Source organism: Serratia oryzae (assembly GCF_001976145.1).
GTDB lineage: Bacteria > Pseudomonadota > Gammaproteobacteria > Enterobacterales > Enterobacteriaceae > Chania > Chania oryzae.
Genome location: NZ_MOXD01000006.1, coordinates 324,040 through 349,774, shown reverse-complemented (window position 1 = coordinate 349,774; position 25,735 = coordinate 324,040). Strand labels below are relative to the sequence as shown.

The 25,735-nt window shown below is 52.5% G+C and carries 22 protein-coding genes and 1 pseudogene; 10 read left to right on the top strand and 13 right to left on the bottom strand.

Annotated elements, in window-relative coordinates; all coding sequences use genetic code 11:
* Positions 1-577: 577 nt before the first annotated feature.
* The gene (locus BMI79_RS13630; protein WP_076942671.1) at positions 578-1,204 is read right to left on the bottom strand and encodes an ECs1377 family protein; all 627 of its coding nucleotides are present in this window, start codon (positions 1,202-1,204) and stop codon (positions 578-580) included.
* A 355-nt stretch (positions 1,205-1,559) separates the two neighbouring features.
* On the opposite strand from BMI79_RS13630, the gene BMI79_RS13625 reads away from it, so the two are divergent.
* Positions 1,560-2,933, top strand: coding sequence for an exo-beta-N-acetylmuramidase NamZ family protein (locus BMI79_RS13625; protein WP_076942690.1), 1,374 nt, complete (start codon positions 1,560-1,562; stop codon positions 2,931-2,933).
* 148 nt (positions 2,934-3,081) lie between these two features.
* On the opposite strand, the pseudogene BMI79_RS13620 reads toward BMI79_RS13625, so the two are convergent.
* A pseudogene (locus BMI79_RS13620) lies at positions 3,082-3,297 on the bottom strand (TolC family protein); the annotation flags it as partial.
* A gap of 4 nt (positions 3,298-3,301) precedes the next feature.
* Here BMI79_RS13620 and BMI79_RS24405 point away from each other — a divergent pair.
* Positions 3,302-3,424: a hypothetical protein gene (locus BMI79_RS24405; RefSeq protein ID WP_277755844.1), complete on the top strand. Its 123-nt coding sequence runs from the start codon at positions 3,302-3,304 to the stop codon at positions 3,422-3,424.
* Between the two features lie 194 nt (positions 3,425-3,618).
* On the opposite strand, the gene BMI79_RS13615 is transcribed toward BMI79_RS24405, so the two are convergent.
* The 7 genes from BMI79_RS13615 to rtcR all read right to left on the bottom strand — a co-directional run bounded on the left by BMI79_RS13615 (position 3,619) and on the right by rtcR (position 12,299).
* On the bottom strand, positions 3,619-4,527 hold the full coding sequence (locus tag BMI79_RS13615; RefSeq protein WP_076942689.1) for a LysR substrate-binding domain-containing protein: 909 nt from the start codon (positions 4,525-4,527) through the stop codon (positions 3,619-3,621).
* 178 nt (positions 4,528-4,705) lie between these two features.
* The gene (locus BMI79_RS13610) at positions 4,706-5,314 is read right to left on the bottom strand and encodes a helix-turn-helix domain-containing protein (RefSeq protein WP_076942670.1); all 609 of its coding nucleotides are present in this window, start codon (positions 5,312-5,314) and stop codon (positions 4,706-4,708) included.
* 660 nt (positions 5,315-5,974) lie between these two features.
* A complete protein-coding gene (locus BMI79_RS13605; RefSeq protein WP_076942669.1) occupies positions 5,975-6,898 on the bottom strand; it encodes a LysR substrate-binding domain-containing protein in 924 nt (307 codons plus the stop codon).
* Positions 6,899-7,033: 135 nt separating this feature from the next.
* A complete protein-coding gene (yjiA, locus tag BMI79_RS13600; RefSeq protein ID WP_076942668.1) occupies positions 7,034-8,011 on the bottom strand; it encodes a GTPase in 978 nt (325 codons plus the stop codon).
* A 19-nt stretch (positions 8,012-8,030) separates the two neighbouring features.
* Complete coding sequence (locus BMI79_RS13595) at positions 8,031-8,234, bottom strand: YbdD/YjiX family protein (protein WP_076942667.1); 204 nt, start codon at positions 8,232-8,234, stop codon at positions 8,031-8,033.
* Between the two features lie 59 nt (positions 8,235-8,293).
* Entirely contained in the window at positions 8,294-10,447 is a 2,154-nt protein-coding gene (locus BMI79_RS13590) for a carbon starvation CstA family protein (protein WP_076942666.1), read from the bottom strand.
* Positions 10,448-10,724: 277 nt separating this feature from the next.
* On the bottom strand, positions 10,725-12,299 hold the full coding sequence (gene rtcR, locus BMI79_RS13585) for an RNA repair transcriptional activator RtcR (protein WP_076942665.1): 1,575 nt from the start codon (positions 12,297-12,299) through the stop codon (positions 10,725-10,727).
* Positions 12,300-12,487: 188 nt separating this feature from the next.
* Between rtcR and BMI79_RS13580 the strand changes: the two genes are divergently transcribed.
* Positions 12,488-13,711: an RtcB family protein gene (locus BMI79_RS13580; protein ID WP_241680018.1), complete on the top strand. Its 1,224-nt coding sequence runs from the start codon at positions 12,488-12,490 to the stop codon at positions 13,709-13,711.
* A gap of 2 nt (positions 13,712-13,713) precedes the next feature.
* Positions 13,714-14,508, top strand: a complete 795-nt coding sequence (locus BMI79_RS13575; RefSeq protein WP_076942663.1) for a nucleotidyltransferase domain-containing protein — start codon at positions 13,714-13,716, stop codon at positions 14,506-14,508.
* A gap of 436 nt (positions 14,509-14,944) precedes the next feature.
* Here the strand turns inward: BMI79_RS13575 and BMI79_RS13570 are convergent, their stop codons facing one another.
* The 3 genes from BMI79_RS13570 to BMI79_RS13560 all read right to left on the bottom strand — a co-directional run bounded on the left by BMI79_RS13570 (position 14,945) and on the right by BMI79_RS13560 (position 18,314).
* On the bottom strand, positions 14,945-15,706 hold the full coding sequence (locus BMI79_RS13570; RefSeq protein ID WP_076942662.1) for a helix-turn-helix domain-containing protein: 762 nt from the start codon (positions 15,704-15,706) through the stop codon (positions 14,945-14,947).
* A gap of 445 nt (positions 15,707-16,151) precedes the next feature.
* The gene (gene yncE, locus BMI79_RS13565; protein ID WP_076942661.1) at positions 16,152-17,228 is read right to left on the bottom strand and encodes a 7-bladed beta-propeller protein YncE; all 1,077 of its coding nucleotides are present in this window, start codon (positions 17,226-17,228) and stop codon (positions 16,152-16,154) included.
* A gap of 198 nt (positions 17,229-17,426) precedes the next feature.
* Entirely contained in the window at positions 17,427-18,314 is an 888-nt protein-coding gene (locus tag BMI79_RS13560) for a LysR family transcriptional regulator (protein WP_076942660.1), read from the bottom strand.
* Between the two features lie 168 nt (positions 18,315-18,482).
* Between BMI79_RS13560 and BMI79_RS13555 the strand changes: the two genes are divergently transcribed.
* From BMI79_RS13555 to BMI79_RS13525, 6 genes are all read left to right on the top strand, one after another.
* A complete protein-coding gene (locus BMI79_RS13555) occupies positions 18,483-19,181 on the top strand; it encodes a CoA transferase subunit A (RefSeq protein ID WP_076942659.1) in 699 nt (232 codons plus the stop codon).
* 10 nt (positions 19,182-19,191) lie between these two features.
* Positions 19,192-19,845, top strand: a complete 654-nt coding sequence (locus BMI79_RS13550; RefSeq protein ID WP_076942658.1) for a CoA transferase subunit B — start codon at positions 19,192-19,194, stop codon at positions 19,843-19,845.
* Positions 19,846-19,859: 14 nt separating this feature from the next.
* Positions 19,860-21,041 (top strand): acetyl-CoA C-acetyltransferase, encoded by a 1,182-nt coding sequence (locus BMI79_RS13545; RefSeq protein WP_076942657.1) that lies wholly within the window; start codon positions 19,860-19,862, stop codon positions 21,039-21,041.
* A gap of 61 nt (positions 21,042-21,102) precedes the next feature.
* Positions 21,103-22,497 (top strand): GntP family permease, encoded by a 1,395-nt coding sequence (locus BMI79_RS13540; RefSeq protein WP_208611207.1) that lies wholly within the window; start codon positions 21,103-21,105, stop codon positions 22,495-22,497.
* Positions 22,498-22,509: 12 nt separating this feature from the next.
* The gene (locus BMI79_RS13535; protein ID WP_076942655.1) at positions 22,510-23,280 is read left to right on the top strand and encodes a 3-hydroxybutyrate dehydrogenase; all 771 of its coding nucleotides are present in this window, start codon (positions 22,510-22,512) and stop codon (positions 23,278-23,280) included.
* A gap of 416 nt (positions 23,281-23,696) precedes the next feature.
* Entirely contained in the window at positions 23,697-24,617 is a 921-nt protein-coding gene (locus BMI79_RS13525) for a L,D-transpeptidase family protein (protein ID WP_076942654.1), read from the top strand.
* A 194-nt stretch (positions 24,618-24,811) separates the two neighbouring features.
* On the opposite strand, the gene BMI79_RS13520 is transcribed toward BMI79_RS13525, so the two are convergent.
* Positions 24,812-25,528: a GntR family transcriptional regulator gene (locus BMI79_RS13520; protein WP_095996137.1), complete on the bottom strand. Its 717-nt coding sequence runs from the start codon at positions 25,526-25,528 to the stop codon at positions 24,812-24,814.
* Between the last annotated feature and the right edge of the window lie 207 nt (positions 25,529-25,735).

The following is a 25,735-nucleotide window of genomic DNA, read 5'->3' as shown; positions in this document are numbered from 1 at the left end:
GGGTGGGGCCTCTGGGCGCGCAGGGGAAATGCTGCGTTGCAGTTGCTGGCGCTGCTGCTGGTTTTGCTGCAGCAGATCACGCTGTTGCTGCTGGATGGTGTCGCGATCGGCGGGGCTGAGAAACGCGGCGGTAGCCGGAAAAACCCCTGCCACCGATACCACTATCGCTACTAATGTCGTGTACCGCCACGGGCGCGTCCTGCATCCCAACATGTGTGATCCCTGAATATATTAATGTAAAGAAATGTATTATTTTGCGCGGGGGATTATCTTGCCACACAGAATGAAAAGCAAGCAGATGGACGTTAATTTGCTGTTTTATTGAACGAAATACATTAAAACTGATTCAGTGTGTTTATGCCGTCACTTTGGGAAAAATAGATGATCTGCCTACAGGATAGAGAGATTGACGTTATGCAGGTTTAGATTCAGATAAACACGTCTTATATAAATCCAGTGGGTATCTCTAATACTTGCCAACGCCTCAATCAACACCTGAACGTTGCCTGCAACCCTAAACTGCCGATACGCTCTAAAAGCATACCAGGAAAATACCACAATACTGACAATGAGCGTATCAGGCGCTGTGGTATACCGGTACAAGGCGGAGAGTGTCAGTTAGGCTGTCCCATATCTGTACCTCTGAGGTGGCAATACGCATCCCTTTTTTTCTGAGCACCGCCACGTCGGCTGCGATCCGCTGCATACCGAACCAAAACAGACCATCCAGCGCCGTTACCGCCAGCCCGTTCTCCAGCGCATGTTTAAGCCGCTCACGCGGCATTTTGATCTCTTTGGCAATCTCCCGGTAAGGCGCGGCGGTATCGTCCGAAGATCCTTCCCGGAAAATGCGTGTTGATAGACGGTATTGAAATTCATCTGGTACCTTACTTAAATCAGACGTCACGCTGTAAACACAGCCAAAACGCTTACCGTTAAACATGGCACTTTTCTGACAGAGTTGCAGCTCATCACGCAGATCGGCAATCATTTGCGGGGCGCGCACCAACAGCAAACGAAAAGGCAGTTCAAAACTGCTGACGTAGTCAACATTCAGCAAAGCGGTGCGCAGACGCTCGGCACTTCCAGCCCTTAACCGACGGCATTCTTCGATGACTTCAGCCCACTGCTGAGTAATACGTGGCGTTTCGTTGATTTCCGCGAAGCTGTATTTTTCAATCTGATACTCAATACGCTCGTTCATGCCTTTTTCCTCCGTTACCCGCTGCTCGGTTACTTTATCAACGGGCAATGCTCAAAGGAAGCAACTCAGTTAACGCCACTCAAGACGCGATGATAGTTCTATCTGAGCTGCTTCATGCCCATTAGGGTCCAGATGATTTAGGAGGGGCAAGCCTTTATCTTGGCAGAATTTGGCGTTGTTGGAGGCGAGTAAAACGATTAGTGGCAGCTACATTAACGATAGCGTACAGGCGTTGAGAAACTGAGTCTGAGCTTTCTTGTATATATATTCATCAGGGCGTAATCTCTTAGTCTGAACATCATTTTTGGGGGCGGTAACATATCCGCTATGCAAATAGGATTACTGGTTTATGCTTATGAAAAAGATATTATTGACCTTACTTATGTCTCTTTTTTTACTCAACGGATGTAATGACTCACAAACGCTATCCACCCCGCCGGAAAATAATGCAATAGTTTTGGGTATTGATCAGCCCGAGGTTTATGGCCCGTTGTTATCGGGTAAACGAGTGGCACTCATGGTTAATCAAAGCTCTATTGATTCATCTGGACAGCATGCGATTGAGAAATTAATAGCATTACAGACTAAATATAATTTTACTGTTACCACGCTTTTCTCGGTCGAACATGGATTACGAGGTAATGAAGAGGCTGGATTTGGCGATAAAGATTATATCGATCCCGCAACAGGCTTGCAGGTCTGGTCGCTGTATGGCAGTGATGCAAATGGTAAACGGCTAGCGCACCCTTCCGAAGAGAAATTAGCCAACGTCGATGTGGTTATTTTTGATCTGCAGGATGTCGGTGTTCGGTTCTTCACCTATACCATCTCAATGCAGTGGATGATGGAAAGCATTCAAGCTTATGGCAAAGAGTTTATGGTGTTTGATCGCCCCAATCCAAATGGGGATTCTATTTATGGCCCGTTACTGGAGCAGGATAATGTCTCTAATATCGGTATTGCCCCGGTTCCTATGGCTCATGGTTTAACTTCCGGTGAATTCGCTCGGATGATCGTCGGCCAAGGATGGTTGAAAGGTGTCGACAATGCAGATAACCGTTGGGACTTGTTTGGGCTGCCGGAATATCGTCTTCCTGCCAGCCAGTTACATGTCATTGCCATGAAGAATTATACCCATGCCACCCCTTATTCATTACCTAAACCCCCATCGCCTAATTTAAGAACTGATATGGCTATCCGTATGTATCCTTCATTAGCGCTGTTCGAAGCCACCAGTGTGAATATGGGGCGCGGTTCTGACTATCCACATGAGCAAACGGGGTATCCGGATAACCAATTTTATATCAATACTGAATACCAAATTGATTCGGGACTAACGGCATTAGGTTGGCCACAGGGTGGGCAATATGTTTGGGGCCAGAGCTATCGGCAAGAGGTAACAGGCGTTTCACCCCAGCAGAGGAAGCCTTCAATTCAGCCATTTGTGCAGTGGTGGTTCAATATGGAGAAATATGGTTACAAAACCTATGTGGGCTATGATCAAGAAAGTCAATATCTACAAAATGCGGATCGTTATTATGTGATACGCCCGGCATGGTTGGCAAAACTGGTGGGGAGCAAATCATTTCTGGAGGCCTTAAAAGCCGCCAGTGAGAATAACCTCACGGAAGAGGAAACTATCCGGCAAATAGAGGCTGTCTGGGAAACTGATTTGCAGGCTTATAAGGCTATGCGCCAGAAATATATTCTCTACAAAGATGGAGTTTGATTTTAGGTTGGCTTTCAGTTTGTCATGTTTGCCAAGCCTTATAGGGGCAGTTTTAGCCCCTTTATCCCCAACACACTTCGAGTTGCCTGTTGGCAACGCGTTGTCCCCGAGAGGCAACTCGAAGTGTGTTGGGTGTAGGTTCATTCTTTCACAGGCTGAATTGAGCCTGTTTACCCATTATGAAAGCTAGGCTGGCCACAGCGACCGAAGCAGCGGCATGTGCATCCGCACTCATTTGTTACGGATTTAACAACCTATTGGCAGCCGTTATGGTGCCGACACCATTGTGATAAGACTTCAACGCGGCGTTATAAGCAATAAACGATGTTTTCACGAGACTCAACGCCGCCTGATTGGATTCAAGATAAATGGTCATCACACTAAATGGTCATGACGTGCCAATTCAGCGCTTGGTATTGCAGCAACATGAAACCCACCAGTTAGCGCTGAACCGCTATCTTCGCCATGTGCGTGGCGTAGGTAATCGATAATAGGTATGGCTCAAATCAGCTTGATTTTAATGCTAAACAGTAAATATTACGTTAATCATATGATTAATTGGAATATTATTGTGCGAGGTTAAGCGACAGATTGCAGAGTGTGTCTGGGCGAGTGAATAAGTTTACTGGTATCCCCATCATCTTTTTGAGAACGTAAAATATCCCGTATAACCAAATGCTTATTACTATTGATAGTCATCATATTCATACCTTAACTTATTGATAAATTTTCTTGCGATCTGTGTCAGGGGGAAACGCTGAGAGTAAATAAAGCTATAGTCAATGTCTGGTAATGACTCTTTTATGGATACAGGATGTAAGTCTTTATTAAAATAAGGGACTTTGAGCATCTCTTTTGCCCCTACCGTAAGATAGTCCTCATTTAATACCATCTGCAATGCCATAAGCATGGTATTGGAACGCACCACCGCGGTTGGCCTTTCGTCATTTTCAAAGAAAAGTTTCGAATTCAATTTGTCGTAATAGCCAATTTTTGATGATGGTAGACACCAATTGGCATATTTCAGGTCATCCAGTGAGGTGGAACTTGCTAATGGATGCTGCTTGTTGATTAAAATATGAGCAGAGGTCTTAAAGAACGGCTCTATTGTGATATCACTGAGCGTGGTATCCGGGGCGATAGCATCGATAATGAAATCTAATTCACCTTCGCGCAAGGCTGGAAGCAACTCAGACACCTGTCCTTCGTTGATGTTGACTTTTACATTGGGATAACGCTGCTGAAACCTCTGTATGGAGGATGACATAATCGTGAAAGGCAACAAAGATGAACAACCCAAGGTTACAGCACCTTGAGAGGCTCCATTAATAATTTCAAGTTCGTTCACGGCTCGTTCTAACTCTTTCATGATGAGCTGTGCGCGGCTCTCGAAAATACGCCCCATTTCTGTGAGCACAATGCCACGGCTACCGCGAATAAATAACGGGCTACCCAATGTCTTCTCGAGCTCTTTTATCGCTCTGGTGACACCGGGTTGGGTTTGTTTGAGCTCAATGGCTGCTGCACGAATACTGCCGTATTCGATTATCTTTAAAAAAATATTAATCTGGTGAATTTTCGGTAAGCGTGTCATGAGAAATCTATCCATTTAAATTATATTCCATCTGCAACTGAGTGAATTAAATAATAAAGTTGAATTAACAGGTCTTAATCTCTTTTCTGAGACGTGCAAATCCATAATAGGTAAAATAAGTTGCATAAAAACAAAACGGAATAGGTTATTTCATGCGTTCAGATAGTCAGATTTTATCTCAAAATGGGATAAACAGTGGGTGAAGCGTCCGTATCCCCAACTTACTCATCGCCGAACGTTTGTAGTGGCTGATGGTTTTGTAATTCAATGCGAGCTCTTTTGCGACTTGTGAAATGCTTTTACCATGTAATAATTTTTTTAATATGGTTAACTCACGCGAAGAGAGCACACAGTTTGCCTTGATAGCTGAGTTGGTTAATGACTTGTCAAGTGAGTCCATTTTTAATAGCTCACTTTGTATTTTCTCAATAGGAACGCAAATTTCCAGAATGGTACCGAAATTCTCAATTCCTTTCAGATGGCGTTTTAATGCCTCAATGCATTTCTTATCTGTAAGAATGATGATTTTGCTACCGGGATGGTGTATTGGAATACGCCGACTTAATACATCCAATAGTTCAACGGCATTGTAATACAGGCTATTTAAGGTCAGAATAATAATATCCAATTTATCATTCATGACGAGCACATCTTCAGCTTGCTCAAGGCTACTGACGCTGACGACCCTGTTAGCTTTCGCATCAGAATCATGGGTATTCAATAGGCTAATCATCCCGATACGAGTAAATTCGCAAGGGCATTGCAGTAATATTTTTACACTTTCCATGTAAACATTCCTTTAAGTCCACGAGGGTATTTAATTGTGGAGGAAGGGAGTTTTACCTGTAATACACCGTATCTTTAAAAGGTGTTTAAGCAAAACTTACAAGTATGATGATAATTCTATCTTTGAAGTCATGCTAGAATTTACTGTATTTATGAGAATTCAGCTCCCCCTCTGTAATACGTGGGCACTATAGGATTTATCTCGGGTAGTGGGAAGATGATATTTTGTTTCGTGTGATGCCAAAAATGCATTCACTGGTGGGTTTCTTTGTTAAAATGAATGATAAAAAAATATTCTAAATTAAACTTATGGGAAATTATATTAAATCACTAAAATTAGTGGAAAAACGCTACTTTAAAATGCATGTTTTGGAAATATAACCTGGAAGGGGTATTTCTTGACGCTGCTTAATCTGGCTGCGGCGTGGCTTAGTGCTATAACCTGTTATATTCCATAAGATTATAGTACAGGCGCGATACTGCAACCCTATATTATCCTCTGACTCAAGTGGTCACTATTTTGGTGCTTAATAAATAAAAAGTATTTTACATCAATCATATAGCTGGTTAGGTGGGTTAAGGCTTAACCAGAGCCGGGGTCAGTGCCTTATCACCGTCATCTTCACGGAACCTGGCTCCAGATAGCGTTGTTCAGAACCGGTCAGCTTCTTTTCTGAACCACCTGTTTGCTGCACTCTATACGGAGCTCGTTGATCAAATGCTTGGCTAGCGGTGTCAAAGAAGCATCCTGACGATAGAGCAGGCTGTATTGCCCATCGGGGAATTTTTCTTTCACGGGTATGGAACAAAACAGCTTGCTCATAAAGTCAATGTCGAGCATTGCCAGCGGAGCAATGACGAGATAGTCCGCCTCCAGCACCAGGCGTTCACCGACCGCAAAGGAATCCCCTTTGAATACCACGTTCTCCGGCCCTTTGCCTGTGGGAAAGAGGAGCGCTTCAAGATGGCTGTAATACCCGGCGTCTGCTACGGGTAGATACCACTTGGCATTGCGTAATTCGGCGAGGGAAGTGCAGTTCGCCAAAGGGTGGCCTTTCCTGGCGACGACGCCAAATGGGCAAGTCATCAGGGGTTCTTCAACGAACTCTCCCACGGATATCTCTTCAGAGATAATGCCGATAAAAAAATCCAGTCTACCGACGCGCAGCGATGGCAAGAGTTCAGACTGCTGTCCTTCGTAAAGAGAAATCTGGGCCTTGGGGTAGGTTTTATTAATACGCTGCATAACACTGGGAATAATCCTGAGCGTTTTGAGGTGGGAGCAGCCGAATGAAACGGTTCCATGCTGTGACTGGTTGATTTGCTTTATTTCGTCTACGGCGCGTTCTAACTCATACAGCACCAATTTCATCCGCGCTTCGAACACTCTGCCTGCGTCGGTCAGGACTATCCCCCGGGTTCCTCTGACCATTAATGTGGCGTCGAGCGTTGTCTCCAACTCTCGCAGAGTGCGCGTGATACCAGGCTGCGTCTGGTTTAAGGCTTTTGCTGCCGCCCGAATACTGCCGTGCAAAATAATCGCCTCGAAGGCTTTAAGATGATTTATTTTGGGTAAATATGGCATAAGGCACCTTCGCATTATTTAAGCGGAAAACCATACAGCGTCCGTGCGCCCACGCCCCGTTAAGACTTGGGGAATATGTCAAAAAGTATAGCAGTGAGTGATTTAATCTGAAGGTGGCCGATGATGAAAGATGCCTTAATTGATCAATTCTCCTTCTAACGCCGCAAAGGCCCCGCGAATTTCCTCTTCGGGTAAGTCTATGCCGATGAACACCAGCGTGCTTTGGCGCACTTCATCTGGCAACCACTCGCGATCCCAATCGGCGTTATACAGGCGTTGCACACCTTGGAACAACAGGCGGCGTGATTCATCTTTAATCGACAAAATGCCTTTATAGCGCAGCAGGTTATCGGCGAACTTCAGCAGCAAGCCTTCCATCACCGCAGAGATCTGCATCAGTTCCAACGGTTGATCGTGGTACACCACAATCGATTGGATATTATTCTGTGGCTGCGGGATGCGGCGAAACAGCGGGGCGGGAGTGCTCACGTTCAGGCGATCGTTAAGGACGAAGCCTTCAATGTCGAACAAGACCGCCAGATCGATATCGCCATGGACGACGTGATAAATCGGTGCACGTGCGTTCATTAACTGCAAACGCTGAATCAAGGCATCATTATCTGCCGCGACATCGGTTTTGCTCAGCAGGATACGGTCGGCATAGCCCACCTGCGCCTGCGCAAGGGTGAACTGGCTTAGTTGCTGATCGGCATGCACCGCATCCACCAGCGTGATAATGCCGTCCAGCAGAAAACGTTCGCAGATAACGTCGTGCGAGAAAAAGGTTTGGGTGATCGGGCCTGGATCGGCCATGCCGGTGCATTCGATGATCAGCCGGTCAAATTCCAGTTGGCCCTGGTCAAGCGCATCCAGCAAATCCAGCAGCGCATCCGCCAGTTCGTTAGATTTGCTGCAACAGATGCAGCCGTTGCTGAGGGTGGTGATGCGGCTGGCGCGATCGCCGATCAGCGCGTTATCGATCGGCACGTCGCCGAATTCATTTTCAATGACGGCAATCTTGTAGCCGTGGTTTGCATTCAGAATATGGCGCAGCAGGGTGGTTTTACCTGCCCCCAAAAAACCTGTCAGAATGGTGACGGCGATAGGTTTCATCTTTTGTCCTTATATTTCACTAACAGCAGCGCATGCCACCTTTGCCATCACCACCATAGCGGGCTTCCTGGCGTTCACGGAAAAATTCTTTATAGGTCATCACCGGTTTATCCGGGTGGTTATCTTTCATATGTTGCACATAGGTATCGTAGTCAGGTACGCCGACGAGCATACGTGCGGCCTGCCCTAAATATTTCCCTGCCTGACCGAGGTTGCCGAACATTCGTTTTCTCCAAAGAAAAATACCCTGCATCATTATGCAGGGTATCCATCAAATCACCATCAGTGGTGCGACGAAACTTTGACGCCACCCTCAGGAACCGGCACGTATGGCGTTTCCTGATCGGTACGTTTCGGGTTTTTGTGCGCTGCCATGGCCGTTTTGATGCCAAAGAAGATGATGCTGTAGACCACCAGCAGGAACAGGATGCTCAAACCGGCGTTGGTGTAGTTGTTCACCACGATATGGTTCATGTTGGCAACCTGTTGTGCGGTCAGTTCGGCACCGCCCTCGGCGATTTTGCGCTTGTACTCCTTGGCCAGGAACAGGAAACCTTCCAACTGCGGATTGTCGCTGAACAGTTTCAGGCCGAGTGCGTAGGTGGTGCAGATCAGCAGCCAGATAGCCGGAACCACGGTCACCCAGATGTACTTGGCGCGCTTCATCTTAATCAGCACAACGGTCGCCAGAACCAGCGCCACCGCAGCCAGCATCTGGTTGGAGATACCAAACAGCGGCCACAGGCTCTTCACGCCGCCGAGCGGATCGACCACGCCCTGATACAGCAGGTAACCCCACAGGCCAACGCAGCCCGCGGTGCCGACCATGCCTGCTACCAGTGAATCGGTTTTCTTCAGGAACGGCACAAAGTTGCCCAACAAATCCTGCAGCATAAAGCGGCCGGAACGGGTGCCCGCGTCCAGCGCGGTCAGGATAAACAGCGCTTCAAACAGAATGCCGAAGTGGTACCAGAAGCCCATATTCGCGCCAGGGATGATCTGGTGGAACACGTGAGCGATACCCACCGCCAAGGTCGGTGCGCCACCGGCACGGTTCAGCACCGAAGGTTCGCCGATGTCCGTTGCGGTTTGCAGGATCTGTTCTGGGCTGATCACAAAGCCCCAGGAACTGACGGTGGCCGCCGCGTGGGCGGTTACGTCACGCAAAGAGGCCATGATCATCGGCGCATCTTCGGTTCCCAGGCGGTGCAGGTCTGGCATGGTGATGCCGAGCGCCGCCGGTGGGGTGTTCATGGCAAAGTACAGGCCTGGCTCGATAATTGAAGCCGCCACCAGCGCCATAATCGCCACGAAGGATTCCATCAGCATGGCGCCGTAACCGATAAAACGCGCATCGGTTTCGTTGGCCAGCAGTTTAGGCGTGGTGCCGGAAGCGATCAGCGCGTGGAAGCCGGAAACGGCACCGCAGGCAATGGTAATAAACAGGAACGGGAACAGGGTGCCTTTCCACACTGGGCCAGTGCCGTCAACAAACTGCGTCACTGCCGGCATTTTCAGGTCTGGGTTGAGGATCACGATACCGATCGCCAGCCCGACGATCACGCCAATTTTCAGGAAGGTCGCCAGGTAATCGCGCGGCGCCAGGATCAGCCACACCGGCAGCAGGGCGGAGATAAAGGCATAGCCGATCAGGGTGTAGGTGATGGTGGTGTCTTTAAAGGTCAGCGCCGGGCCCCAGTAAGGGTCATGGGCGATCACCCCGCCGAACCAGATCGAGGCCACCAGCAGCACGATGCCAATGATCGAGACTTCACCCACGCGGCCAGGGCGCAGGAAGCGCATATAGATGCCCATAAACAGGGCAATCGGCACGGTGGAGCAGACGGTAAATACGCCCCACGGGCTTTCTGCCAGGGCTTTCACCACGATCAGCGCCAATACTGCCAGGATGATGATCATAATCAGGAAGCAGCCAAACAGCGCGATGGTGCCTGGGATTGGGCCCATTTCCTTTTTGATGATCTCGCCCAAAGAGGCACCGTTACGGCGTGAAGAGATAAACAGCACCATAAAGTCCTGTACCGCCCCTGCCAGCACCACGCCGCCTAGCAGCCACAGCGTGCCGGGCAGGTAGCCGACCTGTGCCGCCAGCACCGGGCCAACCAAAGGGCCAGCACCGGCGATCGCCGCAAAGTGGTGGCCGAACAGCACGTTCTTGTTGGTTGGCACATAGTTCAGGCCATCGTTATTCACCACCGCCGGTGTGGCGCGGGTGGCGTCCAACTGCATCACCTTGGTGGCGATGTAAAGGCTGTAGTAACGATACGCCACTAGGTAGACCGCTACCGAGGCGACGATGATCCACAGCGCACTGATGCTTTCACCACGGCGCAATGCCACCACGCCCAGGCAGGAAGCACCCAGTATTCCCAGTAAGATCCATGGGATATGTTTTAAAATTCCCTCGCGTTTCATGAGGTGTCCTTATTCCAATCTGCAAAAAATGAGTGATAAATCCGGTTATTTGTTGTTGCAGGCAAACAGCCGCCTGTTATCGGACATCGGTGTTGTAACGTCTTCCCCTGGTAGGGGCAGGTTTAGGAACAGCTCATCATCACTGGCCTGGGGAGGGGAATACATCTGATTTTCAGCCAGCGGTTTAATACGCTGATGAGCGGTTGGAATCGAAAGGTGAGCGGTTAGGCTGGGGTGAGTTGGGGCAGAGTATGCCCCATGGATGTGTCAGGCCGTATTACAGTGACCGCACCTTATCCCAGCTTAAACCGAAGCGCGCCAGGTATTTCCGCAGCCGGTCAGCATCGTTGGGCTGCTTTTTCTGCTGGCGTGAGACGGCAAACAGTTGCCGTCCGGCTTCGGAAAGCGAAGCAGAGGCACGGCACACCTTCAGCACCGTTGCCAACTGGCTTTGTTCGAACAGGTCGATCTCGGCCAGTTCTGCCGGCAGTGGAATTGCTGGGCTTTCTTGCCAGTGTGATTTCAGCCGGGCAATCTCTTCATCAACCAACGGTTGAGTGATGCGCCCTTGCTCCGCCAAGGTTGCCATGCGGGCGATGGAGGAACCCAGCTCGCGGAAGTTGCCGCGCCAAGCGGCCTGCGGTGAGTGGGCAAAGGCCAGGTAATGCTGCCGGGCGTGTTTATCGAAGCGCACCTGTGTCTGGTTGCTGCGGGCAAAGCGCTGTAATTCATAATCGATATTCGGCTCGATATCTTCGCGGCGCTCCGCCAGGCCAGGCAGCGGAAAGGTCCACATATTGATACGTGCGTATAAATCCTCGCGAAAACGGCCTTGGGCGATCCAGTCGCGCATATTGCGATGCGTACCGGCAATCAGTTGGAAATCGCTGCTGGCCTCTTTGTCGGAGCCAAAGGGGAAGAAGCGTTTCTCTTCAATGGCTTTCAGCAGCATCGCCTGTTCGTCTAACCCCAGCTCGGCGATCTCATCCAGAAACAGCACGCCGCCGTCGGCCTCGCGCAGCAGGCCCGCCCGCGCCTGCAGTGCGCCGGTAAACGCGCCTTTCACATGGCCGAACAGCGTGGACATGGCGTTATCGCCGCGCAAAGTGGCGCAGTTCACCGCCACGAAACGGCCTTTTACCAAGTGGCGGCAGTGGCGCAGTTGATAGATACGTTCGGCCAAAAAGGACTTACCCGCGCCGGTGGGGCCGGTGAGCAGCAGCGGGGCATGGGAGCGCAGAGCCACGCGTTCGATCTGGTCAATCAGGGCATTAAAGGTAGCGTTACGCGTCTCAATACCAGATTTCAGGAAGGATACCGAGCGCTGTTGCTCGTGCAGGAAACGGCTGGTGAGGGCCGCGTAGCGGCTGAGATCCAGATCGATCACCGAGTAGATCCCCTGCGGTGACGGGCGATCGGTTTTCTCTCCAGGGGCGGTTTGCAGCAGTTGCGCGGGCAGGTAGCGCGCTTCCGTCAGCAGGAACCAGCAGATCTGCACCACGTGGGTGCCGGTGGTGATGTGCACCAGATAATCTTCGTTCTCGGTATCAAACGGATAGCGGCTGGCGAAATCCAGAAAGGCGCTGTACACCTCTTCCAAATCCCAGGGATCCTTTAGCGCTACCTGTTGCAGCACCACCTGAGTGGCGGGCGACACCGCCACGATGTCTTCAGCCACCTGCTGAGCCATGCCTTTATCACGCGGCTGGTGCAGCAGTTCCAGGCGATCGATCGGCAGATCGGCCTGCTGGCACAGCCCCACCGTCGGCCGCCATTTGCTCCAGCGGTTTTCCCGTTTTCCGCGCCTGTCCAGCGTGGTGCCTAAAACCCCGATCACAACTTTACGCTTCATGTTATCCCATAAGATAAATAGTTATCCTTAAAGATAAAATATCCTCTTATTGACGTTCGCTCCACTGGAACGTGAAAATTATTAATTTGTTTACTATCAATGAATTAATTTTTATTAAGCGATGTTTATCCGAGTTGGCACAGCTTTCGCTATATCAATAGGGTCAATAAAAAAGGATGACCAACATAATGAAAAATAACTATGAACTGATGGCACCGGTAAACAGTGCACCGATCAAAATGTGGACACAGGGCGTGCCCGTTGAGCCAGAAGCGCGCGAGCAATTGCTGAATACGGCAAAAATGCCATTTATTTTCAAACACCTGGCGGTCATGCCGGATGTGCATCTGGGTAAAGGCTCCACTATTGGCAGCGTTATTCCAACTCGCGGTGCGATTATCCCGGCGGCGGTGGGTGTGGATATCGGTTGCGGCATGATTGCGGTGCGCACTTCGCTGGTGGCTGCCGATCTACCAGATAGTCTGGCCGGGCTGCGTAGCGCTATCGAACAGGCGGTGCCCCATGGCCGGACTTCAACCCGCTCGAAAAGAGACAAAGGGGCGTGGGCTAACCCGCCGCAAACGGTGGATCAACACTGGGCCACGTTGGCACCGCGCTTTAAGCGCCTGACCGATAAATACCCGCAGTTGCTGAAAACCAACAATTACCAGCATTTGGGAACCTTGGGGACGGGGAACCACTTTATCGAAGTCTGCCTGGATGAAACGCAGCAGGTGTGGGTGATGCTGCACAGCGGTTCCCGGGGCGTAGGTAATGCCATCGGATCGTTGTTTATCGCGCTGGCACAGCAGGATATGCAGCAGCATATCGCCAATCTGCCGGACCGTAATCTGGCCTATTTCGAAGAGGGCAGCCTGCATTTTGACGATTACATGGAGGCGGTTGGCTGGGCGCAGGATTTTGCCCGTCATAACCGGGAAGTGATGATGGAACACGTGTTGGCAGCGCTGTCGCGCATCGTGACCAAGCCGTTTACCACCCAGCAGGAGGCGGTGAACTGTCACCATAACTATGTGCAGCGCGAGACGCATTTTGGTGAGCCGGTGTTGGTGACGCGTAAAGGGGCGGTATCGGCGCAAAAGGGGCAGATGGGGATTATTCCTGGCTCAATGGGGGCAAAAAGCTTCATCGTGCGTGGTTTGGGGAACGAAGAAAGCTTCTGCTCCTGCAGCCACGGTGCCGGGCGAACCATGAGCCGTACGGCGGCGAAAAAACGCTTCACCGTGGCCGACCAGATTCAGGCAACCCAGCATGTGGAATGCCGTAAAGACAGCGAGGTGATCGATGAGATCCCTATGGCTTATAAAGACATCGACGCCGTGATGGCAGCGCAATCTTCGCTGGTGGAGATTGTGCACACTCTGCGGCAGGTGGTGTGTGTGAAAGGATAAGAATGATGGAACAGCAGTTAAATGGCGTAGGCAGCGCGATGCGGGAAAAAGTCACGCAGGTGCTGCGTGACGTGGAGCAGCGTTACGATGTGCGGGTGCTGTATGCCTGCGAATCCGGCAGCCGTGGCTGGGGCTTTGCCTCACCAGATAGCGATTATGACGTGCGTTTTTTGTACGTCCACCCGCCGCAATGGTATCTGCGGGTCGAGCCGCAGCGGGATGTGATCGAACTGCCGATCGATCATGAGCTGGACGTGTGCGGCTGGGAATGGCGCAAGGCGCTGGGTTTGCTGAAACGGGCTAACCCAACGCTGATCGAGTGGCTGGATTCCCCGGTGATCTATCAGGAAACCGCCGAGAGCATCGCGGCGTTGCGCAGCATAGTTCCCGAGTGGTTCTCCGCCCAGCGGGCGCGTTGGCACTATCTGTCGATGGCGCGGAAAAACTTCCGCGGTTACCTACAGGGGGAACAGGTGCGGCTGAAGAAATATTTCTACGTATTGCGCCCGCTGCTGGCGGTGCGCTGGATCGAAGCGGGTAAGGGGGCACCGCCGATGCGCTTTGACAGGCTGCTGGCCGCAACGGTGCAGGATCCGCGGTTGTTGGCAGAGATCCACCAGCTATTGGCGGCGAAACGGCGCGCTGGTGAGGCGGAATATGGCCCGCGCCGGGAAGCGATCCACGCGTTTATCACCCAGGAACTGGCGGCAGATGCCCGGCAGACGGCGCTGCCTGCGAGCCCGGCGCGCAGCGATCGATCGTTGGATCAGCTGCTTTATCGTACGGTGATGGGGTAATTTGCGGGGGGGCGGTATTTCCTCGGAGTTCCCATTCCCTTGTATAGAGGGGGAGGGGAAGCTCACCAAACTAAAGCCTCCTGCCAGCGACAATGATCCGGAGTATCGCGATTAACGGCGCTCGGCATAGCCTTTTCGGTGTGCTTTCTCTTCACCGCCTTTACGCCGATCGTTAGCTCCAGATAACCACAGGTAAAGTAAGTGAAAATGAATCGTACATGAGGATTGACGTGGTTTGACAATTTGGGGAAGAAAAGACGTCTGATTTTTGGCCAGCGGCGTAATACGTGGGTAAACGACGAGCGACGGCGATTAATGAGGCCGAGATCCATCCGTGGACAATAATAACATCACTCGAGGTTGTTTCCCGTAGCGGCAGTTACAGCGTGTTGTATGAAACTCTGCTTAATATGTTCCGCTCTGATAAAGCAGCGCATTAGACAAACTCTCGTACTAACCTGCGGCGTTTTGATAAGCGCGAGGTTTTTTGATCAATGCCTTCCAGCAGAATGGGCACAGTAAACCTTCTTTTCCGTAGGGGGGAATCAGGCATTAATGGCGATAATTTGTGGAGCAGGGTTTCCTTGCCGTTATTATCTACCAGCAAAGGATGCATTGAACGCATCTTGAGCTTCACGAGTGCCGAACGTTTATGGCAGCTTACGGTTTTTTCACTAATACTAAGCTCCTCGGCGATCTGCATAACGGATTGCCCGTTCAATAGCCGGAACAACATGCTCAACTCACGCTGGGTGAGCGTCTTGCCTGCGGGTTTGGAACGCTGATACATGTCAGTATGCATTGAAGCGGCATGGTGCAACTGTTGCTGCAACTGCCTGGTAGGCATTGAAATATCGATAAATGCCCAGGTATTCTTCAGGCTCCCAAGGTAGTATTGCAGCCTAGGCAGATAGCTGGGATCGCCAATTAATAATATTCTGCTGCTTAGCGGGACTTTAGCTAAACGCCCATAAACTAAATTAATCAATGATGCAGGATTATAGTCACTATAGCCTAAGGCGATAATGGCAATATCTCCCGAAATAAATTCACTGACGTCTGACGCAAATTTTGCTGGTGAATTACTGCTGCCAATAACGTTAACATTATGAAAGGAAAACGTATTATTAATTAACGCTCTTAAGCCAAGATAGGTGAAATGGCAGGCGCATTGCAGCACAATTTTTTTTTGATACATGGTTTAAGCCTAAAATTCCAAGTAGAGCTGATGATATTTTTTATCAGGTCAGAGGGAGTGTTATTTTTTATGAGGCAATAGCAGAAGGTAAGTAATGTTACTTTCACTGCCAAATTCGTTGACGAGGTGCACTATAAAAGTTGTCTTTTACCTTGGGGAGATGATATTTTGTTTTGCGTTATGCGTATATTGATTGTGTAAAATTAAAATTATAAAAATCAAATGGATAGACTTAATGATGTCAATTTATCAATATGATAATCATTTAGGGTTAATATAAGTGATATTCAGCTATCAGTCTGACAAATATTAGGGTTTATCATCGCTTGTCCGCCGCGTGAATTATTCAAAGGATATACGATGAATATTTTATGAAGAAATAGCCCATACCATTGATATGGGCTAGTAAAATAGTGAGAAAGGTCAGGTTGTCAGCGTACAGCAATTACTTCAACGCAATGCGGATCACATCGTCTGGTGCCGTGGCTTCTTTATCACGGCTGGATGCCTGTTTCACGCTCACATACAGGGTCTGCCCATCCGGCGACAACGCCAGGCTGTTCGGGTGGACCGGGGTCTTGAGCGTGCTCAGCAGTTTGTAACTTTTAGCATCGATCACGCTTACCGTGCCTGCTTTGCGATGAGTGACATACACTTCATTACGCGCCGGATTAAACAGTACGGCCAGCGATTCCGGCAGGTCGATTTTTTGCAGAATACTGCCGTTGCGGGTATCGACCACCAAGACTTGTGGCTGTTTGGAATCGGTGAGAAAGGCACGATGCGTGGCTGGATCCAGGCTGATGTTCAGGAAGAAATGCTCTTTCGACTCATCCAGCTTTTTGCGTGACAGAATCTTGTCGGTCTTGGTATCGATGGTCACCAACTCGCCTGCGGCATTGGTCACATACAGGCGGTTTGCTGCCGCATCCAACGCCAGGCCGGTGCCAAATTTACCGGTATCGGTGATGGTGGTGCGCAGGGTCAGATCTTTACCATCGACCACCCACACCACGCTGGACTCCCCCAGGCCGGTGATATACAGGGTATCGCTGCTGGCATCGGCCACCAGTTCACGCGGGGCCAGCGGTTTTACCGTATCGGAGCGTTTGCGGGCGTCCAGCACTAGGCGGCCTTTCACTTCGCCGGTTTTGCTGTCGATGGCGGTGACCGAATTACTGACGGTATTGCCAAAGTAGAGCGTGCCGGTTTGGGGGTTGATGGCGGCGCCAAAGGGTTTCAGGTCGCTATGAATAATTTGCGTGATATCCAGCGTTTGCGGATCCAGACGATAGACGATCCCGCCCTTGTCCAGCTTGCGGCTCTGCGAAGTTGCCAGATACAGCGCATTCTCGCTCTGGCTGTACACCATTTCGTAGGCCCCTTTACCGATCGGTTTGCGCAGTAACTCCGGTTCCGTCTGCGCTCGCAGCGCGCTGGTAAACATCAGGGTGGTGAGTAGCAAGAGAGGGTAAACCGCGCGCCCGCTCAACCGGCGGCCAAGTGTCGTAACAGTATTCATACAGGCTCCATTTCATCAAAGTACAGAACGCCACAGGGCACAGGCCCTGCGGCCAAATTCAGGCTCAACATTGAATCAAAGATAAACATCCGTTCGGTCACGGCGTTGCATGCCGAACTCTTACTTGGTAATGATAATCATTATTAATAAAGAAAGGGAGCGTTTTTTCATGTTGCAGAGGATGAAAGGCGGGCTTGGCTAATATTCCCCCTGTTCAATGGTTTCCGCTAGCGCCTGCGCGGCGGCGGAAAGCTGATGCTGCGCCAGCCGGATCAACCCCACCCGTTTTTCGATCTGTGGGGCGATCAACGGCACGCACTGTGCCCCTAACTCCTCCATCTGTTTTACGCACAGGGCGGGAACCGCGCTGACGCCCAGGCCGCTGGCCACCATGCGGCCTACCGTCACCAACTGATGGCTTTCAAATGCCACCTCCAGCTTTTTGCCACTGCGCAGTAACTCCTGCTCCAGCAGCAGCCGCACCGCCGAAGGACGTTGCAGGGCAATGAAGTCCATGGTCAGCAATTCGCGCCAGGTGACATGGCTTTTACAGGCCAATGTCGACTCTTTGGGCACGATGGCGACAAAGCGATCGGTACACAGAGGGGTGAAATGCAGGGTGTCGCTGGGTTCGGGTTCAAAGGCGATGCCCATCTCCACGCGCCCTTCGCGGATCATCTCGAAAACCTGTTCGTTAATCACGTCGTGAACGGCCACGTTGATACCAGCATAGCGATCGCGGAACGCTTTCAACCTTGGCGGGAGCTGGTTGGCGGCGAAAGAGGGCATGGCGGCAATCGCCACCTTACCCCGTTGCAGGGTAAAGCGTTGCCGCAGCGTTTCTTCAACGTTATCCCAGTCGGCCAACAGTTGCCGGGCCAGCGGAAACAGGGTTGCGCCCTCAGGGGTGAGCGTTACGCGCCGCGTGGTGCGCAACAGCAGTGGCCCGCCCAGCGTCTCCTCCAGCCCGCGAATCGCCAGGCTTAATGCCGGTTGTGAAAGATTGAGTTGTTCGCTTGCTTGGGCAAAGTTAAGAGTGTGAGCTACCGCTAAAAACGCACGTAACTGCTTGACGCTCATTTTCATTCTCACACCTGTTAACTCTTTGTTAAATATTAATTAACATTATATTGATAAGTATTCCAAATTAATAGCGTATAAAAACAAAATTAACAAATCACTGTTGTACGCTGATGATGCCTGCGCACGGGGAAAGCACACCGCTTTCGCCACACCATTTGCAGAGGCAAGCGTATGGCAGGGCTCGATAAACGCGTCAGTAGCTATCAGGAAGCGCTGGATGGCTTGACGGATAACATGACGGTGCTGGCAGGGGGATTTGGCCTGTGCGGCATTGCAGAAAATCTGATCGGCGAAATCCGCCGCCGTGGGGTGAGCGGGTTGACGGTGGTGTCGAATAATTGCGGTGTTGATGGCTTCGGCCTCGGCCTGCTGCTGGAAAACCGGCAGATCCGCAAAATCATTGCTTCCTACGTCGGTGAGAATGCGCTGTTCGAGCAGTTGGCGCTTAACGGTGAACTGGAGGTGGAACTGACCCCGCAAGGTACGCTGGCGGAGAAGGTGCGTGCAGGGGGGGCAGGGATCCCGGCTTTCTTTACCGCCACTGGCTACGGCACCCCGATCGCCGAGGGCAAAGAGGTGCGTCAATTCAATCAGCGCCCCTACATTCTTGAGCAGGCGATCACCGGCGATTTCGCCATCATCAAAGGCTGGAAGGCCGATCATTACGGCAACGTCATCTATCGCCATACGGCACAGAACTTCAACCCGCTGATGGCCACCGCCGCGCGCATCACGGTGGTGGAAGTGGAAGAGATCGTGGCCCCCGGTGAGCTGGATCCGGCTGCGATCCACACCCCCGGTATTTATGTCGATCGCCTGATTCAGGGCACTTTCGAAAAGCGCATAGAACAGCGCACCCTTCGTTCCTGAGGAGAACCCGATGCTTACCCGTGAACAAATGGCGCAACGCGTAGCGCAAGAGCTGCGTGATGGTGACTACGTCAACCTGGGGATCGGCATCCCGACGCTGGTGGCCAACTATGTCCCGCAGGGGATGGATGTGATGTTGCAGTCCGAAAACGGGCTGTTGGGCATGGGGGAGTTCCCCACCGAGGCCGAGCTGGATGCCGACATGATCAACGCAGGCAAACAGACCGTGACGGCGCGATTGGGGGCGGCCATTTTCGACTCGGCACAGTCTTTCGCCATGATCCGCGGTGGCCATGTGGATCTCACCGTGCTGGGGGCGTTTGAAGTGGACGTGGCGGGCAATATCGCCTCGTGGATGATCCCCGGCAAGCTGGTGAAAGGCATGGGCGGCGCGATGGATTTAGTAGCAGGGGCTGAAAACATCATCGTGGTGATGACCCATGCCGCAAAGAACGGCGAATCCAAGCTGCTGCCGCGCTGCACGTTGCCGCTGACCGGGGCCAATTGTATTCGTCGGGTGCTGACCGATCTGGCCTATCTCGAGATTGAGAAAGGGGCGTTTGTGCTGCGTGAACGGGCGCCGGGCGTCAGCGTGGAGGAGATCGTCGCCAAAACGGTCGGTGAACTGATCGTACCGGATCATGTTCCCGAAATGCGCTTCTGATACAGGAGGTTAACATGCATGACGTGGTGATTGTGGCAGCAACCCGCACGCCGGTAGGCCGTTTCCAAGGGGCACTCGCGCCGCTCTCGGCGGTGGATCTTGGTACGGCGGTAGTGAAGGCTTTGCTGGCCAACAGCGGTGTGGCAGCGGAAAGCGTGGATGAAGTGATCCTCGGGCAGGTGCTGACGGCGGGCTGTGGCCAGAACCCGGCACGGCAAACGGCGCTCAATGCCGGTCTGCCTTTTGGTGTACCGGCTTTCACTCTCAATAAAGTGTGCGGTTCAGGGTTGAAGGCGGTGCATCTGGCGGCGCAGGCGATCCGCTGCGGTGACGCGCAGATCGTGATTGCCGGCGGGCAGGAAAGCATGAGCCAGGCACCTTATCTGATGGCCGGTGCGCGCGCCGGGCTGCGCTTAGGCCATGCCCAGATGGTCGACAGCGTGATCCACGACGGCCTGTGGGATGCGTTCAACGATTACCACATGGGCGTTACCGCCGAGAATCTGGCACAGCGCGATGACATCAGCCGTGCGGAACAGGATCGCTTTGCCGTGCAGTCACAGCAAAAGGCCCATGCCGCACAGCAGGCTGGGCGTTTTATACCAGAAATCACTCCGGTTCTGGTGCCGCGCGGCAAGCAGGAGTTTTTACGGGTAGCGCAGGATGAGCAACCACGGGCGGACACCACCGAAGATCTGCTGGCCCGTTTGCGCCCGGCGTTCAGCCAGCCAGGTTCGGTTACCGCAGGCAACGCCTCATCACTCAATGATGGCGCGGCGGCGGTGTTGCTGATGAGTGCGCAAAAGGCGGCGGAGTTGCGGCTACCGGTGCTGGCACGCATTGCCGCTTATGCATCGGCGGGGGTAGATCCGGCTCTCATGGGTATCGGCCCGGTCGAGGCTGCGCGCCGCACCTTAGCCAAAGCCGGTTGGGCACTGGATCAGGTCGATCTGATCGAAGCCAACGAGGCCTTTGCCGCACAGGCGCTGGCCGTAGGTAAAGCATTGGCTTGGAACAGTGAACGGGTGAACGTCAACGGTGGGGCGATCGCGCTTGGCCACCCGATCGGCGCTTCCGGCTGCCGCATTCTGGTGACGCTGCTGCACGAAATGCAGCGCCGCGCGGTTAACAAAGGGTTAGCGATGCTGTGCATCGGCGGTGGGCAAGGGGTGGCACTGGCCGTTGAGCGTGCCTGAGCCATCGGTGGATTCTGTGTCGTGAATCTGTACTCGAAAATAATAATTAGATGAGGACTCATTGATGAGCGTTTTGATTGCCCTGGCCGCACTGGCCGTTTTGATGCTGGCGGCCTATCGCGGCTACAGCGTGATCCTGTTTGCGCCGATCGCCGCGCTGGGGGCGGTACTATTGACCGACCCTGGCGCGGTAGCTCCCACTTTCACCGGGCTGTTTATGGAGAAAATGGTCGGCTTTATCAAACTCTATTTTCCGGTATTTTTGCTAGGGGCGGTGTTTGGCAAGCTGATCGAACTCTCCGGCTTTTCCCGTTCGATTGTGGCCGCTGCGATTGGCATCCTGGGGCGCCGCCATGCGATCCCGGTGATCGTCCTGGTGTGTGCGCTGCTCACCTACGGCGGTGTTTCTCTGTTCGTGGTGGCGTTTGCAGTGTATCCGTTTGCGGCTGAACTGTTCCGCCAGAGCGGCATCCCGAAGCGCCTGATCCCGGCGACGGTGGCGCTGGGCGCTTTTTCTTTCACTATGGACGCACTACCCGGCACCCCGCAGATCCAGAACATCATTCCCACCAGCTTTTTTGGCACCACCGCCTGGGCCGCCCCCTGGCTTGGGCTGATAGGTTCACTGTTTATTATCGTGGTCGGTTTGGCCTACCTTGAGCGGCAGCGCCATAAGGCGCAGTTGCGCGGTGAAGGCTATGGTACCGCGCTGCTGAATGAACCGGAAACACCAGAAAATATCAACCTGCCCAACCCGTGGATTGCGATTATGCCGCTGATTCTGGTGGGGTTGTTGAATCTTGGCTTCACACGCTGGATCCCACAGTGGTATGGCCCCAGTCACGAACTGTTGTTGGCTGGCCTGGCTAAACCGATCACCGTCGAAGTGAGCAAACTTACGGCAATCTGGGCGGTGCAGGCTGCGCTGCTGAGTGGCATTGTGGTGGTGCTGCTGTTCGGCTTGCGTAATATCCGTGGCCGCTTGGCCGAAGGCAGTAAAAACGCGGTAGGGGGCGCGATGCTGGCGGCGATGAATACCGCGTCGGAATACGGCTTTGGTGCGGTGATCGCCGCTTTACCAGGATTTTTGGTGTTATCCAAGGCGCTGGCAACCATCCCCGACCCGCTGTTGAACGAGGCCCTCAGCGTCACGCTGCTGGCGGGGATTACCGGCTCGGCGTCCGGTGGCATGAGCATTGCGCTGGCGGCAATGTCGGACTCCTTTATTGCCGCTGCCCATGCGGCAGATATTCCGTTGGAAGTGCTGCACCGCGTGGCTTCGATGGCCAGCGGCGGCATGGACACTCTGCCGCATAACGGTGCGGTTATCACCCTGTTGGCGATTACCGGGTTGAGTCACCGGCAGGCCTATGGCGGTATCTTCGCTATCACCCTGATCAAGAGCGCCGCGGTGCTGTTTGTGATAGGGGTGTTCTACCTGACCGGCATTGTATAGAGGAGCATTAACATGAAGTTACAGGGTAAAACGGCACTGGTCACCGGTTCAACCAGCGGTATTGGCCTTGGCCTGGCCTCTTCGCTGGCGGCGGCAGGGGCGCACGTGATCCTTAACGGTTTTGGCGATATCGAGCGGGCGAAGGATCACATCGCCAGCGTTGGCCAAGCACCGGGCTATCACGCGGCGGATCTCAGCGATCCTCAGCAGATCGGCGACATGATGGACTATGTTAACCGTGAGTTTGGCGGGGCCGATATTCTGGTCAACAACGCCGGGATCCAACACGTTGCCAAGGTGGAGGTGTTTCCGCCAGAACAATGGGATGCGATCCTGGCGATTAACCTTTCCTCGGTATTCCATACCAGTCGCTTGGCCTTACCCGGCATGCGTGAGCGTGGCTGGGGGCGCATTATTAATGTGGCGTCGGTACATGGCTTGGTGGCATCCAAAGAGAAGGCCGCCTACGTGGCCGCCAAACACGGCGTGATTGGCTTGACCAAAACTATTGCGCTGGAAACCGCGCGCACCGCAATCACCTGCAATGCTATCTGCCCTGGCTGGGTGTTGACTCCCTTGGTACAGCAGCAGATTGATCGGCGTATTGCCGCCGGGATCGACCCGCAACAGGCGCAGGATGATTTGTTGGCCGAGAAACAACCTTCACAGGCGTTTGTCACCCCGGAACAGCTGGGGGAACTGGCGCTGTTCCTGTGCAGCGATGCGGCTGTGCAGGTGCGCGGTGCTGCGTGGAATATGGACGGTGGCTGGCTGGCCCAGTGAGACAATCGGCGAAGAATATCGGGCTCAGAAATGGCGCTTCTGGGCCGATATCTTCACAAAGTTTACCGTGCAGCACATCTGGCGACAAAAAAGTGTGATATTTGCTCCAGTAATGTTTCACCTTGTGGGGAAGTGCACATATAATGCGCATCCGGTCACACTTGGCCGGCTATACCCGGTGCCCTTCAAGCCGCAGGGGTGTTGGCTGCCTTCGTTCACCCCAGTCACTTGGTTTACCAAGCTCCTGGGGTTTATGAGCCTCATGACTGAGGCTCACCCGAAGGGCCAGCGCAAGCGCTGTTCAAATCGGTCAAAGACCGATTTGTCACTCAGTTGCCGCCTATCTGCAACTTGAAGTCGCTTGGGTATAAATACTTATTAATCATAGCCAGTGCGGCCACCACTCTAATACGAAGATGAAAATGAGCATTCGCGCGTTATTAACCCTGTTTACGGCACTGGCTGCGTTTAGCCATGCAGCCCTCGCCGTTGTATACCCTTTGCCAGCCAAGAATAGTCGTCTGGTTGGCGAAAATATCCAGATTACCGTGCCAGCAGACAGCAAACTGCCGTTGGAGAGCTTTGCGGCTCAGTACCAGATGGGCCTGAGCAATATGTTGGAAGCCAACCCGGGCGTGGATCCGTTCCTGCCGTTACCGGGCAGCACGTTGACCATTCCACATCAGCTGATCCTGCCGGATGCACCACGTGAAGGCATCATCATCAACAGTGCTGAAATGCGTCTGTACTATTATCCGAAAGGCACCAATACCGTGGTAGTGCTGCCGATTGGTATCGGTCAGTTGGGTAAAGACACTCCGCTAAACTGGATCACCAGCGTACAGCGCAAGAAAGACGGCCCAACCTGGACGCCAACCGCCAAAATGCGTGAAGAGTATGCGGCTGAGGGCGAGATCCTGCCAGCGGTATACCCTGCCGGGCCGGATAACCCAATGGGGCTGTACGCGCTGTACGTCGGCCGCCTGTATGCCATTCACGGCACCAATGCCAATTTCGGTATCGGCCTGCGCGTGAGTCATGGCTGCGTGCGTTTGCGTGCTGACGACATCAAATACCTGTTCGACAGCGTGCCGGTCGGCACCCGCGTGCAGTTTATCAATGAGCCAGTGAAAGCCACCGTTGAGCCGGACGGTTCACGTTATCTGGAAGTGCATAATCCACTGTCTTCCAGCGAAGAAGAGCTGAAGTCTAAAGAGCCGGTGCCGATCATCTTCTCTCAAGCCGTTGGCAAAACGCTGATGGATCCGAGCGTTGACCAGAATGAAGTTAAGTCTGCCGTTGACGCGCGTTTGGGGTACCCGGTCCGCGTTGGTTGATAGTTTTGATAGATTAAAAGCGCCTGCGGGCGCTTCAGACTGCTGACAAAGCCCGTTATTAGGGAGAGCGTGCCGAAGGGGTCGTAGCGGCGTAAGCCGCCGGAGCGCCCCTCGGTGCGCTAGGCCCGAGTATCTCGGGTTCAAAAGCGACTTTGTCATCAACCTCAAGCGCCTGCGGGCGCTTTTTTTGCTACTTAACGCCCCCGTTTTGCCACTAGGGTGAATCGGTAGTCTTCGCTTTTAAAGACGTTACGGCTGAACTCAAATACCGTGCCATCACTCAGAAAACCGGTGGAGACTTTCTCCAGAACCGGCTTTTGGGCATCAATCCCCAGCGCCTTCACCGCATCTTCGGAGGGCATCACCGGAATAATCTCCTGCTCGCTACGGTCAATCACCAGCTTTTTCACCTGCTCGATATAGTGATACTTGGATTTTTGCATCACCTCGTAACTGAGATCGGGGAACAGCGCCAACGGCATCCAGGTTTCTTCCAGCGTAACCGGCTTCTGCTTGATGTAACGCACCCGCTTGACGTAATACACCTTATCGTCGGTGGTCAGACGTAGCGCTTCGGCGATCGCCGGGCTGGCTTGGGTGACCTGAAAGATCAGCACATCGCTGTGGGTTTCCACGTTACGGTCCGCCAGCTTTTCATAGAAACTGGTCAGCTGATAAATATCGTAATTAACCCGCTCTTCCTTCACATACCAGCCGCTGCCCTGAAGGCTTTCGATCACCCGCTCTTCGGTCAGCAACTTCAGCGCCTGGCGCACCGTCACCCGGCTGACGCCGTACTGTTCACGCAACAGGGCTTCTGTCGGCAGTGCATCCCCTGGCTTCAGTTCGCCGTTGGCAATCTGTTGGCGCAGAGTATCCGCAATCTGGCGATAAATAGGCTTCTTGCTCAAGATGTTGGCATCCCCGGTGGTGGTATGGCTTTCTGCCAGCATTCTAGCCTTGGTACCGTGAGAAACAAAACAATAACCCCTGTTCTGATTGAATTAGCATTTAATTGTCATGGATATGAATTAATACAAATTTAATACAAAAATGGTGATGATTTGAAATTGATCACAAAGTAGTATGGTATTGCTTGTTATGATCGTCACCTGTCT